Below are 15,131 nucleotides of genomic sequence, written 5' to 3'. Positions count from 1 at the left end.
ACTGGAGTTTCCCCACATGAGCGATAGTCCCGTCCGCATGAAATCAGTCGAGCTGCTCTCCGATAATTGGGGGACACTGAAGAAATACAGCTATGATTTCGTGCGGCGTGATGGACAGACGGAGCCGCACACCCGGGAAGTCTATGATCGCGGCAACGGCGCTGTTGTATTACCCTATGATCCAATCCGCGGCACAGTGCTGCTCACCAGACAGTTCCGCCTTCCAGCCTTTGTGACCGGGCACGATCCCATGCTGGTCGAGGCCTGTGCCGGTCTGCTCGACGACAATGACGCCGAAACCACCGCGCGCAAGGAAACTGAAGAAGAACTCGGCTACCGGCTACGTGACATCGAGCGCGTCTTCGATGTGTTCATGAGCCCTGGCAGTGTTACGGAGCGTCTTGTGTTTTTCGTTGCCGTTTACGATGCATCAGATCGCATATCCGACGGTGGTGGTCATGAAGAAGAAGGTGAAGACATCGAAGTTCTGGAGATGACGCTGGATGAGGCGTTGGCATTGGTCCGTCAGCACCAGATAGTCGATGCCAAGACGATCATGCTGCTGCAGCATATAAAGCTGAATGGGCTCATCTCCTGATATCCGCATTGAAATTCGATGCAGGTCTGCAACAATTTGTAACGGATTGTTTCAGCCCGTCATGATTTTGTTACAATTATGTTGACATAGATGCACCGCCGGGTCACATGTCACTCAGCAATGCAATTCTCCACTATTGATGCGACGCCGGGGGCGTACGTCAGGGGACCGTAAATTTGGCGATACGCATCAGTTCCCATTTACGAGGATCGAGCGCCAATGCGCATGGGATGACCGCGGCTGTTTACAATCTTAGTTAACCTTAGAGCAAAGGATATCCAGATAGAATCGTTCTGCCGGAGGGAATTCGCGGGCAAGGTCAAGGGATTTGGCGAGCCGATGTTTTGGCATCGGACGAAGCCGTAGCCCGGGCCACTGGTCGAACCGCATTTCTCTCGAAATGCAGATAATTCAACCAGCGGGTTTGAAAGCTGGTTGGTTTGCAAAGCAAACCAACGGCTGGGTTTCCAGCTGGCGGACACCCGCTTTGTCTGGCGGCTTCGTCCGATGGAAAGACATCGGCCTTGCCACCTTCCGCGTGGATTGCCTCGCCACACGATAAACAGAACTGGTTCTATCTGAATATCCCTTGCTCTAAAACTGCCAGGATTAATTTATGGGTAAACCATACTTTCATGCACTGATTGCGGGTCTTTCTCTCTTCACCGTGGCGCATACCGCAAGCGCTCGCGGCATCGCAGATTGCGACAAGCTCCAGACGTCGAAGGCGCAAGTTTTATCAAGCACGGTTGATCCACTCCCCAATGTCGACCTAAATAGAGTCGACGTTTGTGCCGATAAGGAACAGGCGGTATCGCAAGCGCCGGTAAAGGCGACACCCATCAATGTCGTTGCAACAGGCAGTGCAAGCATCTTGAAAAAAGCAGTCAAAGGCGAGTTGCAAACGGAAGGCGAGGGATCTCTCCATGAAGATCTTTCCTTCAAGTATCGGATCTATCGCCCGGAAGCACCAAATGGCGATACGATGGTTCTTCTGCATGGTTCCGGCCAGGACGAGACCAGTCTCGTCTCATTTGGCTCGAAGATAGCGCCCAATGCCATGCTGCTCGCCGTGCGCGGGCGTGTCGTGCAGGACGGCTCGAGCCGCTGGTACCGCCGTCTGACGCCGGTTAGTTTCGATCAGAAGGACATTCGTTCCGAAGCAAAGGCATTTGCCGAATTCCTGAAGCAGGTAACGCAACAATACAAGATCGATCCCAATCGCACGACGTTCCTCGGTTACTCCAACGGCGCCAATCTGGTTAACGCAGTTATGATGCTTTACCCCGACCTTGTGAAACAAGCCGTCCTCTTGCGCTCCATGCCAGTGCTGACAGGGACAATCGCAGCCAATCTCGCCAATGCGCGTGTATTGACGGTTTCGGGCGCGTCAGATCAGCTCTACGCGCCCTATGCGCCCGCACTTGAGGATATGCTCCGTTCACACGGCGCGCGGGTAGAGGCGCGTTCGATCAAGTCGGATCACGGTCTTGGCAAGGACGACGTAAAGGTCGTCAGCGAATGGCTGTCGGGAGCAACGGCCCAGCTCAAGAAGAATTGAGCCCGCGACCAAGTACCAAATGGCATTTGGCACCATTCCCCTTGCATCCGGCCAGACACTCGTTTATTTGTCTGGCCTATGAAAACGTGCCCGACACATCAGTCCTTCGCTCAGTCCGCCTTTGCGGGCCTGGCGAATCGCGCACTTCTCCTTCCGCTTCTTCTCGACCTTATCGGCGACCGCCGGGCTCGTTAAGAGGAGCGTCCGGCGGTCGAAATCGCCGCCAGGCTATCGCTCCTTATCCCTTTACAAGACGAATGTAACGCCTAAGAAGAGTGCCGAGATCGCGCGAGAACCTGTTCGCATCCGGCCGGAAATGAGAAGCAAATGACCGATATGATCGCCCCTCGACAAAAAACTGGCATGCCCGAGGCCAGCAAGAAGTATGAACCCTATCCCTTTGTCGACCTGAGAGACCGGCAGTGGCCGTCCAGGCGCATCGAGAAGGCACCGATCTGGTGTTCCGTCGATTTGCGCGATGGCAACCAGGCGCTCATCGATCCCATGGGTCATGACCGCAAGGTGCGTATGTTCGCGCTGTTGCTCGACATGGGGTTCAAGGAAATCGAAATCGGTTTCCCCTCTGCCTCGCAGACTGATTTTGATTTCGCACGCTGGTGCGTGGAAGAGGGCAATTCCTCTCCGGACGTTTCCCTGCAGGTGCTGGTTCAGTGCCGGCCGGAATTGATCACCCGCACTTTCGAGTCGCTGGAAGGCGCGAACAAGCCGATCGTGCATTTCTACAATTCCACCAGCGAATTGCAGCGCCGGGTCGTGTTCAACAAGGACGTGCATGGGATCAAGTCCATCGCTACCGATGCTGCCAAGATGATAACGGATATGGCCGCGAAAGCCGGCGGCGGCTATCGGTTTGAATATTCTCCGGAGAGCTTTACCGGCACGGAGCTGGAAGTCGCACTGGAGATCTGCAATGCGGTGACAGAGATCGTCAAACCGACGCCCGATAACAAGCTGATCATCAACCTGCCATCCACTGTCGAGATGTCGACCCCGAACATCTATGCGGATCGCATCGAATGGATGTGCCGTCAGCTCGACAATCGCGAAAATCTGATCATTTCACTGCATCCGCACAATGACCGCGGCACGGGCATTGCGGCAACCGAGCTTGGTTTGATGGCTGGCGCCGACCGCGTCGAGGGCACGCTGTTCGGCAATGGCGAGCGGACGGGCAATGTCGATATCGTCACGCTGGCGCTGAACATGTTCACGCAGGGCGTCGATCCCGAGATTGACTGCTCCGACATCAACCGGATGAAAGACGTCTACGAGTATTCCAACCAGTTGGTCATCCCGGAGCGCCATCCCTATGTCGGTGAACTGGTTTACACAGCCTTCTCCGGCTCGCATCAGGATGCGATCAACAAGGGCATGAAAGCGATCAAACAGGCGAACAAGACTCTGTGGGAAGTGCCTTATCTGCCGATCGATCCGCAGGACGTCGGACGCAGCTATGAAGCGATTATCCGCATCAATTCCCAATCGGGCAAAGGCGGCATTGCCTACATTCTCCAGGCCGATTATGGCCTGAACTTGCCGCGTGGCATGCAGGTCGAATTCCGCGAGGACATTCAGCAGATAACCGACGAGGAAGGCAAGGAGATGCCTTCCAAACGGATCCACGAACGTTTCCAGGAACTCTACGTCGATCAGCCCGATGCACGCCTGAAATTCGTCGATCACCACACCTATCCCGATACCGAACACAAGGGGATGCGCATTCTCTCGGCTGAAATCACCGATCGGGGGGTAACCAAGCGCATCGAGGGCAGGGGCACCGGACCGGTCGACGGATTTATCGATGCGCTTTCGCATTATCTCGGCATCAGACTGTCGGTGGTGAATTATTCTGAACATTCGCTCCAGCATGGTTCCGATGCTGCAGCCATCAGCTACATGGAAATCGAACATCCTGGTGGCAAAATCTTTGGCGCGGGTATCAACAAGAACATCGTGACTGCCTCACTTGAGGGCATTATCTCGGCGGCAAATCGCATTATTGGGAAGTAGCAAAAGGCCCTTCGGGGCCTTTCTTTTCCAGCGGAAGGAATTCGCTCGACAAGTTTCTGGTGCAATGACCGGGACATATGGTTAATGATGTCGTGAAAAATGCTGCCCTTGTGCCGGAAACGCTTATGAGTGAGATGCGAGAAAAGAAGTTCCCCGTTGATGACCGGCAAAAGCTTGCCGACGCCATTCGCGGTGCGCAGGTTGCTGCGGCTGATCGCAGCGATGTCGTCATCGACATGAAGGAAGCTGATCTTGCCCGGATCGAAATTCTCGCACAGGATTTGAAGCCTGTATTTGACGACGTACCCACCGATGATTTGCAGTGGGATTTCGCGATCTCGACCGGCCTGCAGCCGCGATTGTGGATTGACGCTACATCGCATGTGATGATGGGCAGGGATCGAAGGACATACCGCTTCGTCCGCGATACGAGGCTCGGGCGGATCGTGGTGGCGGAATCGACCGAAGTGGGGCCGGTTTCCGACGCGGTGACCAACTATATCGCGGAGCGCATTGTTGAGCGCCAGCGCATGATGGAAGGCGAAAGGATCAGCCTTCGCCCTCTAGGTATTTCGACAGGTTCAGAAATTGAAGAGACGTTCGGATCAGGCCAGTCAAGCGCGCCCTCCCATGCAATCGCGCAATCAGCTGTCACTCCGGGCCGATCTGCACTGAACGATGCCGTGACTGTCGTGACGTGGTTTCTGATTGGTGCGTTGGCAGGTGCCGGGGCTCTTCTTGCCTTCTTCTGGGATCGCCTGGCGCAGTTCTTTTGAACGTTACACCGGCGTAAGCGCGGCCCCCACCTTAAGATTATGTTCCCTGATTGTCTGGACCGTCATCTGCTCATCGACAATTCCGCGTTCGATCATTTGGCACGACCATCCGGCATTCGTCTTGGCGATCGAAAACAGATTGAAGGCTGCCGGTGGTCTGTGATTTCCACCAAAACCCTGGCTTGCGGAGGGAACGCATACGACCGGAATTGTCCAGTCTGGCCCGTTGATCTCATAGCGTGTCGCCAGATGCGTATGACCATGCAGGACCAGTTCGGCGCCGTGTTTGCGAACGGTTCGCTGGAAGAGCCCGATACCGAGGAGACGCTTGTGCGACGGTGCGGCGCCACGCACCGGCGGATGATGGATCATGATAACGCGAAACAGACCGCGTTCACCGGTTTCGTCAAGAATTTCACCGAGCTTGCGCGCTTGCCGCTCGCGAATATCGCCCGTCGCCATGAAGGGAGCGGTAGCGCGGGCCGAAGAGACGCCGATCAACGCAACATCGCCGCGAACGCGTAGATAGGGGAACTCGACTGCGCTGTTCGACGCCGCCTCGCGGTCGCCGCGCATCCATGGAGCCCACAAGCGCCGTGTCTTCTTCAGCGCACCCGGCACGTAGGCGTCGTGATTGCCGGGAACAACCGAAACATCAGCGGGATCGCCAAGCGTTTTCAGCCAGCGCTGTGCTGTCTGCAATTCTTCGTCAAGCGCGAGATTGACCAGATCACCCGTCACCGCGATATGATCAGGCGCCTGGGTCTTCAAATCGGCGACAAGAACGTCCAGGGTGCCTCCGGTCATCGAACCTTTGCGGTTGGAACGCCAGTTGATGTAGCCGGTGATGCGCTTGGAAATCAGCTCGCGCAAAGTCAACGCAGGAAGCGGCGACAGGTGAATGTCGGAGATGTGGGCGAGACGAAACATTAATTCAGCTTTATGAGAGTATGGATTCGAAATCCAGTGTTAGAACCGTCGCACGACAGCGCGGTTCCACTCAAGGTCAGGCGGAATGGCTGAAAAGCGATCAAAATGGCGTCATCGCCTGTTTCATACTTATTTTCTGTTTCGTCGCCCAATGACACTGGGCGCGCGGGGTGTTGTCATAGACGAAGCGACGAAGTCGGTGTTTCTTATTCGCCATACATACGTTCCGGGCTGGCAATTTCCGGGCGGAGGTGTTGAGACCGGTCACACGGTCGAAGAGACGCTGGCGAAGGAATTGATGGAAGAGGGCAATATCGAGCTGACGGGCCGGCCCGAACTTTTCGCCATCTACCACAATGCCCACGCATCAAAGCGAGATCATGTTGCTCTCTACATCTGCCGGTCATTCCGGCAAATCGCTCCGTTCCTGCCCAATCGCGAGATTGCCGAAGCCAGATTCTTTAATTTCGATGCCTTGCCGGATGACATCACGCCATCGACTCGGCGCCGGCTTGTCGAGATTTTGGATGGTGCGGAAGTTCCGCTCGCCTGGTAGGGAATGCCAGGCGGTCGCGATCGTGTGGCGCAGCGTAGTCGATATCGGGTCCCAGCGGAATTATTCCCGTTGGATTGATGGTCTTGTGACTACCATGGTAGTGCGCCTTGATGTGCTTCATGTTCACTGTTGGCGCTACGCCCGGCACCTGATAGAGGTCGCGCGTATAGTTGGACAGATTTGGATAATCGGCAATGCGCTGCCGATTGCATTTGAAGTGCCCGACATAGACCGGGTCAAAGCGCAGCAAGGTCGTGAACAATCGCCAATCAGCTTCTGTTATCTGGTCGCCAACGAGGTAGCGCTGCCGTGAAAGGCGCTCTTCGATCTCGTCCAGTGCATTGAATAGCTGCCCGAAGGCTTCCTCGTAGGCTTCCTGGGTGGTTGCAAAGCCGGCGCGATAAACGCCGTTGTTGATGTTGGGATAGACCAGCGCATTGATCTCGTCGATCTCGCCGCGCAGACCCTCTGGATAAAAATCAAGCGATGCACCGCCAAATTCATTGAACGCTAAATTGAGCATCCGAATGATTTCCGATGATTCATTGGAGACAATGGTGTTCAGCTGCTTGTCCCAGAGAACCGGCACTGTTACCCGGCCAGAATAGTTGGGATCGGCGCGCGTATAGATCTCGTGCAGGCGTTTATAGCCAAAGAGATGGTCTGGCGTCGCCCCGTCCTTCTCATAGAAGGTCCAGCCTTCGCTTCCCATATAATGGTCGACCACGGACACCGAAATCACGTCCTCCAATTGCTTGAGCGCGCGGAAGATAAGCGTGCGGTGAGCCCAGGGGCAGGCATAGGAGACGTAGAGATGGTAACGGCCGGATTCAGCCTTGAAACCAGCTTTGCCGGATGGTCCAGCACCGCCGTCGGCGGTTACCCAGTTACGAAATTGCGACTGTGTGCGGATAAAGCGTCCGCCGGTATCCTTTGTATCGTACCACTGGTTGTGCCAGACGCCATCAATTAGAAGGCCCATTGTATTCTCCTTGGCTGTGCGGGTGACTTTGACCTTATGGTCTTATCTAGACATTAATCTTCACACACCCAGTACCGGTGGGGTGAACACAGCGTCACTTTTTATTCGCAGATATCGAATTTCGGTTTACGTCTCGCCGGTTTGATGTTAGGCGAACGAAAAAGGAGACTTTTGTGGCAGGAATTCAGTTCATCCGACGATGAAATCCGAACCGGCGCTGACCAAGCGGCGGACGTTCCTGTTTTGGCCAAGGACCATTTAGTCCAAGGCGTTTGTCCACTCCTTTATGAAGATACCCAACATGCTGACCCATGTCGTGACCTACGCACCGGAGGAACCGGTGCATGATGCTGGCATCGAAGACATCAACAAAGAAGCGTTCGGACCTGGACGTTTCACGCGGGCCGCCTACAGGATTCGTGAGGGCGGACCGCACGACCGCGCGCTTTCGTTCGTCGCGCTGAATGGCGAGCATGTGGTGGCGTCGGTCAGGCTGACGCCAATCATGATTGGCGCCACGCCGGCTCTACTGCTGGGTCCTTTGGCGGTTCGCCCCGCCTGGAAGAACAAGGGGATCGGTCGTGCGCTGCTGCGCACCGGCATGGAAGCTGCCCGGATGGCCGGGCACAAGCTCGTCATCCTTGTGGGCGACGAGCCCTACTATGCGCCTTTTGGTTTCCGTCCAATCCCGGGGCATCAAATCGAGATGCCGGCGCCAGTCGATCCGGCCCGGTTTCTGGCCTGCGAACTCGTCCCGCGGTCGCTTCAGAATGTCGAGGGTAAAGTGCGTCACGCGGCCGTAAAGGATGACGCGTAGATTATTTTCCTTCGCGGTACCACATGCCGCCTAAAACCAGAATCAACGCGCCCAAGCCAAGGAAACCAGAGAACAACGGCAGTCGCGTAACACTTTTAAGCACAGTTTCGTTTGTCGGGCGTAGACCGATCCAATTGTCGCCGCTGGCGCTGGCCATGCCGCGCGATGCGACGATATTGGGAACCTCGATGGTGCTCTGATCGGCCGTGGCCCGCAATCGCCGCGTACCGCCGCCAGTCTGACGCGCAAGGGGATCGAGTTTGGCAGTCGTGGAGACATTGTCCGTGAATTCCGGAGCGTCGATCGGCCCGACATGGGCGAGGGTCGTCAAATCGCCATTAGCGACCTGATAGAGTCCAATTTCATCGGTCGGTACAGAAGCTGTGAACACGCCAGGCTCGGTTTCGGCCAAGGGGATGGATTTCGTCTTTCCCGATGGCGTAATGACATTCGCAGGGTCGGCAGCTTTCTTCATGGTCTGACGGCGGATTTCCAGATTGCGGCCGCTGCCGGAGGCTGTAAGCGCCTCCTCTTCCAGTTCTGGTTCTTTCATCAACCAGTGAGCGATGCGGCGATAAAGTGCCGCATGTGGACCACCTCCTTCAAATCCGCGTGCCCAGAGCCAACCCTGATCGGAGAGGAACATGCCAACGCGGCCTTCCCCCATGCGATTGAGAACAAGAAGCGGCCGGTCGCCAGCGTTCATGATGACCGACCCCTCCGGCGGATTGACGTCGATCACACGGAACCAGCGGCTCCAGCCGGGCGGCTCCTGCGTGCTGCCCTCAAGACCTCGTGTCACCGGATGACGTTTGCCTTGCTCGCTCAGACGCGGATAGAAGGCTTTCTCTTCTATGTTGCCGGTTGGCGTTGCAGGAAGGACAGACAGGAGGGGCGTATTGGCAATCGACATATTGCCCGCATATTCCGGCCCTGCCGCGATGAGTAACGCGCCGCCTTTCTGTACATAGTCATTGATGTAGTCATAGTAGAGCAACGACATCACGTCGCGATGCTGATAGCGGTCGAAAATAATCAGATCAAATTGTTCGATCTTGTCGACGAAGAGCTCACGCGTCGGGAACGCGATGAGCGAGAGCTCGTTGATCGGCGTCGAATCCTGCTTTTCTGGTGGACGCAAGATCGTGAAGTGGACAAGATCGACAGAAGCGTCTGATTTGAGCAGATTGCGCCACGTGCGCTCGCCGTTATGCGGCTCGCCTGATACGAGCAGGACTCGCAGGTTTTCGCGAATGCCATCCACCATCGCCACGGCCCGATTATTGACCTCGGTGAGTTCGCCAGGAATGGAATCGACGATGATCTCGACGATATTGACGCCTGCACGGGTCAGAGTGACCTCTACCGGCATTTCTTCCCCGATGATTGCTTCTTCGCTTGCCGTCTCAGTGCCATTAACCCGCACCCGAACGCGGGCGCGGCTACCCGGCGGCTCGCTCGACGCAGTAACCTTGTATGTCATAGCCTGCGGTTTGCCGGTCAGCCCGAAACGTGGCGCGCGCACGAATTGTACGCGCCGGTCGATTTCACCCGGCACGCCGGTAATGAGACCGTGAACAGGCGCATTGAAACCCAGAGCAGAAGGATTGGCAGGAATGTCGTGGACCTCACCGTCGGTGATCATGATCGCACCGCCGATGCGCGATGGCGGAACATCGCGAAAAGCTCCGTTAAGCGCCTGAAAGAGGCGCGTTGACGTTGCATCGTCATTTTCGGTGGCGCGACCAGCCTCGACAGTCCGAACTTCAAACTGCGGTAGCCGGGTAAGCGCTGTTTGCACTTGCCTGAGCGCCGCATCGGTATCGGCGGAGCGATTGCCAAGGTCCTGACTTTGGCTGCGGTCGGCTATGATCGCAACGACGCTCTTTAACGGCTCGCGCTCTTCATTGACGACAATCGGATTAAACAGGGCCATCCCAAATGCGGCAATCGCCAGCAATCGGAGCAGGCTGCCACGCTGGCGTAAATAGATCCCGGCCAGTGTCAGGGCTATCAGCGGCACAAGCAGCAAAGCAAGCAGCGCGTTCGAAACGAGGGGCTGGAAATCCAGTGACAAGTACATGGACTAATTCCCCAACCGTTCCAGAATGTCGGGCACGTGTACCTGATCGGATTTGTAATTTCCTGTCAGCATGTACATGACGATATTGATGCCGGTACGATAGGCATAGGTCCGCTGCATTGGATCATTCGGTACTGTTGGCAGCAAGGGCGCGCCATTGGCATCGATGGCCCATGCACCGGCGAAATCATTGCCCGTAATCATGATTGGCGTGACACCGTCACCAGCACGGACAGGGCGGTCAGCACGGGTTTCGGTTGACAACGAGGCCTGGACCCAGAGCGGGCTGCCGCGATAACGACCGGGAAAATCCTGCAGGATGTAGAATGATTTGGTCAGAACATGATCACTCGGCACCGGCTCAAGTGGCGGAATGTTCAGCCCTGCCAGAATATCGCGCAGCCGCTGGTTTGACGGCGTGGTTGCGTTGTCAAAGCTGATCGCGGCAGCGTCCTGGTCACGCGTATCGAACAGTACCGTTCCACCTTGCTGCATATAGGCATCAATTTTGGCAATCGCTTCGGGGGAGGGCATCGGCGCAGCCGGATCGATGGGCCAATAGATGAGCGGGTAGAAAGCGAGTTCATCTGTCTCTGGATTCACGCCAACAGGCTCGCCGGGCTCAAGTGCGGTGCTGTCCGAGAGTGCCTTTGAAAGGCCAGACAGACCTGTCTTGCTGATATCGTCGACGGACCGGTCGCCAGTGATAACATAGGCAAGATGGGTGACATTGACTGCGTCGAGGATGGCTTGATCGCCAGGCTTGCTGTCATTTTGCTGGGCATGCGCCGGGAAGGGCCCGAAAGCAAGAATGGCAGGAAGTAACAGGATCGCCAGTGATGCGGCGGCTGCTGGGCGCAGTCGCCGGCGCAGATGGCCGCCGAGCCAAAGGACTGCCAAAGCGTCCAGCACCAGCAGGAAGGCGGCAAGGGCAAGGAGCGGTCCACGCAGGGGGACGGATTCATCAACGGCATAGCGCGCTGTCACCACCGGAATCGTCAGATCTGGCCTTGTCAGTGGTTTAATCTCGCCATCCGGCCTGAAAAGATTGAGCGCCGACATGGCGTCTTCGACACCATAAAAACCGGGCGGATTATCGAAACTTACCTGTGGGGTTGCGCCGGCTTTGACGATCAATGGCCTCGCATCGCCGTTCGGCGGTGTAAGCGAGCCTTCTGCGTTCAATGTGAGATAGGGAGGTAGCGCGCGGGAGGTCATCGCACCGTTCGATCCGGCAGCCGGCCCGGCATTGTGCGAAAGCGCTACAAGACGATGCAGCATATCGACGAAGCTGCCGCTGATGGGAAGGTTTGACCAGGTGGCTTCGGGCGTTACGTGGAAGAGTACGAGCTGCCCTCGCTTGCGTGTCTCGCCGGTTACGAGCGGCGTGCCGTCGGCCAGATTGGCCCAGCTCTTGTCGTAAAGATCAGAGGAGGGTTCAGCCAGAACCTGCCGTGTCACCGTCACATCTTGAGGCGTTGGCAGACCCGCAAAGGGACCGTTCTCGGGGAACGCGGCAACTGGCTGGGATTCCTTCCACGACAACGCGCCGCCCAACGAACGTTCGCCCTTGCGCAGCGTCACGGGGAGAAGAGGATCCGATTCGTTGCTGCCCGCCAGCCGCGGCCCGGCAAACCGGATCAGCGTACCACCATTGCTCACCCAGTCGGACAATGTCAGCTCGGTTTCCGCGGGCAGTCTGCCGATGTCTGCCATGATGACGACAGAGGGCTTCTGTTCAAGAAGCTCAGGCACCGCCCGGACCAGCTCGGCATTGCGCGGTCGTAGCAGATCGGCAAAGGGCTCGAGTGCCCGCGATATATAGTAGAGCGGCGAAAGAAGGGGTTGCGACAGATCGGCTTCCGAACCGGAAAGCAGCGCGACGCGCCTGCGTTTGTTGTTGTCATCAACGAGATAGGTAGCGCCCGCTTGCGCCGCGCCATCAATGCGCAGTGTATGGAAATCGTTGCGTAACTCGTATGGGGCCTTGATGATGGCTTGGCCAATGGCTTCACCGGCGTTGAAGACCAGACCTGTTTCGGCGATGCGGCGGCCCTTTTCATCAAACGCACCGATAGTGATAGCGCCTTGTCCTCGGTCGCTGCTGGCGCGAACCGCATGAACGGTCAAGCCGTCTGCGTTATTCTCAGCCTGGCGAATGGCTGCGAGCGAGGTGATCGAGGGCTGATACCAGATCATGGACGCAATCCCTGTGCCATCCAGGGATTTCAGTGCCTCGGTGGCCTGAGGCGTATCGACACCGTCATTGAGGTAGGCAACGCGGGTTCCCGTTACATCATCCAGCGCCGTTTTCAACCTGGCGAATGCAGCCGTACGATCAACCGGAATTGGCCGCACGCCAAGGGCGCGCACACGTTCCAGAGCAGTGTTGGCGTCAAATGGACCAATATCGGTATTGGCTTTTTCCGCTGTGCCGAGAATATAGATCAGTGCGCCAGAATTCTCGGCATCGGCAATCAGCCGCTCGGCGGTTTCCTTCCGCGCATTCCATTCTTCGTTTGAGGACCACCCATTATCGAGCACGATGGCAACAGGTTCCTTGCCTGCCAGCGTTTCCGGTCGCGGATTCCAGACGGGCTCAGACAGGGCGAGGATAACAAAGGCAGCAAGCAGCAGACGCAGCAGGGTAAGCCACCACGGGGTCTTGTTCGGTGTTTCTTCCTTCTTCAGGAGCTGCGCCAGGATTTTAAGTGGCGGGAATATTTCCCTGATTGGACGTGGCGGCGTTACCCGGAGCAACCACCAGATAATCGGAAGGACTACCAGACCTGCAAGAATTGCAGGAGCGCCAAAGGCGAGGGGAAGCGCATTCATGAGCCGCCCCTTTGATAGCCGATACTGGCTGTCATGTTCATGTGTACCGACACCAAGGCATCTGACGCGAGGCGATCGGTGCGGTTGATCGTGTAACTCCAACCGATCCGCTTGCAATAATCGCTCAGTGTATGCCGGCGGGCAAAGAACAGTCGGCGATAGTCCTCGGCATAATCCTGCGCACGGCCGAAGGTTATGGACGCTCCTGTTTCCGGATCGATGAACTCTGTGCGTCGCCTGTAGGGGAAGTCTTCTTCGGCTGGATCAAAGACCTCGATCAGATGCGCGCGGGCACCGGCATGTGCCAATTGCTGTAGCAGCGCGACGGTCTCCTCGACTGGTTCAAGAAAATCGCTGACGAGGACAACGTCAGAAAACCGCCGCACCTTGCTGAGATCCGGCTTGGCGGGGAGCTTTGTCGTATGGGAAAGCAAGGTCGCCAGGCGCTCCGCGCCGTTGCGCGAGGATGATGGGTCTGCCACATCCGGGTACCCGATGCGCTCTCCGCTACGCGACAACAGCTCGTCCAACGCAAGGATAAGGACCAGCGCCCTCGACTCTTTCGACACATGTGCCTGCTCGGATTTGAAAAGCATGGAAGGCGAAGGATCGGCCCACAGCCAAACCGTATGAGCGGCTTCCCACTCCTGGTCACGGATATAGGTGCGGTCATCGCGGGCTGACCTGCGCCAGTCGATGCGTGAAACGGCTTCACCCTCTGTGTAGGGACGAAACTGCCAGAAGCTTTCACCGACGCCGCTCTTGCGCCGCCCGTGCCAGCCGGTATTGACGGTGTTCATTATACGGCGCGCCTCCACCAGGAGGTCAGGCAGCAGGGCGGCACGCTGACGGGCACGCGCCAGCGCGTCGCCCGTGTCGGCCCTTTGAACCTGCGCGCCAATTGCTGCCATCAGAACGCAACCTTGGTGATATTGCCGATGACGTCCCGCACGTTCATTCCGTCAGCGCGCGCGGCAAAAGTCAGCGCCATACGATGCTGCAGGACCGGTTCGGCGAGCGCCTTCACGTCGTCGACCGATGGAGCGAGCCGCCCGTCATAAAGCGCACGGGCGCGGGAACATAGCATCAAGGCCTGGCTGGCCCGTGGACCCGGGCCCCAAGAGATGAATTTCTGTGCGATTTCGTTGTCGGCGCCGGGACGGGCAGACCGGACGAGCTTGAGAATGGCATCGACGACACCTTCGGGCACCGGCATGCGCCGGATGAGTTGCTGCATGTCACGCAGTCGCTCCGCATCAATGGTCTTTTCGGCCTTCGCCTCAGAGATGCCGGTGGTTTCGAGAAGCACCCGGCGTTCCGCGTCCAGGTCCGGATAGAGAATATCGATCTGCATCAAAAACCGGTCGAGTTGTGCTTCTGGCAAGGGATAGGTGCCTTCCTGCTCCAGCGGATTCTGCGTTGCAAGCACGTGAAATGGTTGTGGCAGATCGTGACGTTCGCCAGCGATGGTGACGTGATATTCCTGCATTGCCTGCAGAAGAGCCGACTGCGTGCGCGGCGATGCGCGATTTATTTCATCAGCCATGAGCAGTTGGGCAAACACCGGACCTTTGACATAGCGGAAATAACGCTTGCCATTGTCGTCCTGCTCCATGATTTCGGAGCCGAGAATATCCGATGGCATCAGGTCGGGAGTAAACTGGATGCGGCGGTCTTCAAGCCCAAGAACTGTCCCGAGCGTTTCCACCAGTTTTGTCTTTGCCAGGCCCGGGACACCCACGAGGAGGGCATGCCCTCCGGCCAATAGCGCCACGAGTGTCCGTTCTATGACACTTTCCTGACCAAAGATGACGGTGCCGATTCCTTGTTTTACCTTCGCAATATCGGCCAGGGCTTTTTCGGCCTCAGCGATCATTGCCTTGGGATCGGTCGGTACCTCAGGTTTAATCATGGTCATCGGTTCACCTCACCGCTGGTATCTGCTCTGAGTCTTTCTTAAAT

Annotated in this window: 12 protein-coding genes; 6 read left to right on the top strand and 6 right to left on the bottom strand. The window is 57.0% G+C overall.

Annotated elements, in window-relative coordinates:
* Positions 1 to 16: 16 nt before the first annotated feature.
* From AAAC48_RS04795 to AAAC48_RS04780, 4 genes are all read left to right on the top strand, one after another.
* Complete coding sequence (locus AAAC48_RS04795) at positions 17 to 598, top strand: NUDIX domain-containing protein (RefSeq protein ID WP_340653077.1); 582 nt, start codon at positions 17 to 19, stop codon at positions 596 to 598.
* 616 nt (positions 599 to 1,214) lie between these two features.
* A complete protein-coding gene (locus AAAC48_RS04790; RefSeq protein WP_340653076.1) occupies positions 1,215 to 2,159 on the top strand; it encodes an alpha/beta hydrolase in 945 nt (314 codons plus the stop codon).
* Between the two features lie 327 nt (positions 2,160 to 2,486).
* Positions 2,487 to 4,190, top strand: a complete 1,704-nt coding sequence (gene leuA, locus AAAC48_RS04785) for a 2-isopropylmalate synthase (RefSeq protein ID WP_340653075.1) — start codon at positions 2,487 to 2,489, stop codon at positions 4,188 to 4,190.
* A 134-nt stretch (positions 4,191 to 4,324) separates the two neighbouring features.
* On the top strand, positions 4,325 to 4,966 hold the full coding sequence (locus AAAC48_RS04780; RefSeq protein WP_340653093.1) for a hypothetical protein: 642 nt from the start codon (positions 4,325 to 4,327) through the stop codon (positions 4,964 to 4,966).
* A 3-nt stretch (positions 4,967 to 4,969) separates the two neighbouring features.
* Here the strand turns inward: AAAC48_RS04780 and AAAC48_RS04775 are convergent, their stop codons facing one another.
* Positions 4,970 to 5,896, bottom strand: coding sequence for a metallophosphoesterase (locus AAAC48_RS04775; protein WP_340653074.1), 927 nt, complete (start codon positions 5,894 to 5,896; stop codon positions 4,970 to 4,972).
* An 85-nt stretch (positions 5,897 to 5,981) separates the two neighbouring features.
* Here AAAC48_RS04775 and AAAC48_RS04770 point away from each other — a divergent pair, with 85 nt between their 5' ends.
* Complete coding sequence (locus tag AAAC48_RS04770; protein ID WP_340653073.1) at positions 5,982 to 6,452, top strand: NUDIX domain-containing protein; 471 nt, start codon at positions 5,982 to 5,984, stop codon at positions 6,450 to 6,452.
* Here the strand turns inward: AAAC48_RS04770 and AAAC48_RS04765 are convergent.
* Positions 6,385 to 7,434, bottom strand: coding sequence for a glutathione S-transferase family protein (locus AAAC48_RS04765; RefSeq protein ID WP_340653072.1), 1,050 nt, complete (start codon positions 7,432 to 7,434; stop codon positions 6,385 to 6,387). The genes AAAC48_RS04770 and AAAC48_RS04765 overlap by 68 nt on opposite strands.
* Before the next feature lie 301 nt (positions 7,435 to 7,735).
* Here AAAC48_RS04765 and AAAC48_RS04760 point away from each other — a divergent pair, with 301 nt between their 5' ends.
* Positions 7,736 to 8,251 (top strand): N-acetyltransferase, encoded by a 516-nt coding sequence (locus AAAC48_RS04760; protein WP_340653071.1) that lies wholly within the window; start codon positions 7,736 to 7,738, stop codon positions 8,249 to 8,251.
* Between the two features lies 1 nt (position 8,252).
* Here AAAC48_RS04760 and AAAC48_RS04755 read toward each other — a convergent pair whose 3' ends face one another.
* Genes AAAC48_RS04755 through AAAC48_RS04740 form a run of 4 tightly spaced genes read right to left on the bottom strand, consistent with a single transcriptional unit; the run spans position 8,253 to position 15,087 of the window.
* A complete protein-coding gene (locus AAAC48_RS04755) occupies positions 8,253 to 10,328 on the bottom strand; it encodes a hypothetical protein (protein ID WP_340653092.1) in 2,076 nt (691 codons plus the stop codon).
* Positions 10,329 to 10,337: 9 nt separating this feature from the next.
* Positions 10,338 to 13,169: a DUF4159 domain-containing protein gene (locus AAAC48_RS04750; RefSeq protein WP_340653070.1), complete on the bottom strand. Its 2,832-nt coding sequence runs from the start codon at positions 13,167 to 13,169 to the stop codon at positions 10,338 to 10,340.
* Positions 13,166 to 14,080: a DUF58 domain-containing protein gene (locus tag AAAC48_RS04745; protein ID WP_340653069.1), complete on the bottom strand. Its 915-nt coding sequence runs from the start codon at positions 14,078 to 14,080 to the stop codon at positions 13,166 to 13,168. The genes AAAC48_RS04750 and AAAC48_RS04745 overlap by 4 nt, the downstream gene beginning before the upstream one ends.
* Positions 14,080 to 15,087 (bottom strand): MoxR family ATPase, encoded by a 1,008-nt coding sequence (locus tag AAAC48_RS04740; RefSeq protein WP_340653068.1) that lies wholly within the window; start codon positions 15,085 to 15,087, stop codon positions 14,080 to 14,082. Before AAAC48_RS04740 ends, AAAC48_RS04745 begins: the two co-directional genes overlap by 1 nt.
* Between the last annotated feature and the right edge of the window lie 44 nt (positions 15,088 to 15,131).

It is taken from the genome of Phyllobacterium sp. (assembly GCF_037994405.1).
GTDB lineage: Bacteria > Pseudomonadota > Alphaproteobacteria > Rhizobiales > Rhizobiaceae > Phyllobacterium.
The sequence above is the reverse complement of the archived record's forward strand: the minus strand, read 5'-3'. Positions and strand labels throughout refer to the sequence as shown.

What these genes read in the sequence shown, in the direction of transcription:
- AAAC48_RS04795 (WP_340653077.1), top strand. Translation starts at nt 17, where the DNA reads ATGAGCGATAGTCCCGTCCGCATGAAATCAGTCGAGCTGCTCTCCGAT.
- AAAC48_RS04790 (WP_340653076.1), top strand. Translation starts at nt 1,215, where the DNA reads ATGGGTAAACCATACTTTCATGCACTGATTGCGGGTCTTTCTCTCTTC.
- leuA (WP_340653075.1), top strand. Translation starts at nt 2,487, where the DNA reads ATGACCGATATGATCGCCCCTCGACAAAAAACTGGCATGCCCGAGGCC.
- AAAC48_RS04780 (WP_340653093.1), top strand. Translation starts at nt 4,325, where the DNA reads ATGCGAGAAAAGAAGTTCCCCGTTGATGACCGGCAAAAGCTTGCCGAC.
- AAAC48_RS04775 (WP_340653074.1), bottom strand. Translation starts at nt 5,896, where the DNA reads ATGTTTCGTCTCGCCCACATCTCCGACATTCACCTGTCGCCGCTTCCT.
- AAAC48_RS04770 (WP_340653073.1), top strand. Translation starts at nt 5,982, where the DNA reads ATGGCTGAAAAGCGATCAAAATGGCGTCATCGCCTGTTTCATACTTAT.
- AAAC48_RS04765 (WP_340653072.1), bottom strand. Translation starts at nt 7,434, where the DNA reads ATGGGCCTTCTAATTGATGGCGTCTGGCACAACCAGTGGTACGATACA.
- AAAC48_RS04760 (WP_340653071.1), top strand. Translation starts at nt 7,736, where the DNA reads ATGCTGACCCATGTCGTGACCTACGCACCGGAGGAACCGGTGCATGAT.
- AAAC48_RS04750 (WP_340653070.1), bottom strand. Translation starts at nt 13,169, where the DNA reads ATGAATGCGCTTCCCCTCGCCTTTGGCGCTCCTGCAATTCTTGCAGGT.
- AAAC48_RS04745 (WP_340653069.1), bottom strand. Translation starts at nt 14,080, where the DNA reads ATGGCAGCAATTGGCGCGCAGGTTCAAAGGGCCGACACGGGCGACGCG.
- AAAC48_RS04740 (WP_340653068.1), bottom strand. Translation starts at nt 15,087, where the DNA reads ATGACCATGATTAAACCTGAGGTACCGACCGATCCCAAGGCAATGATC.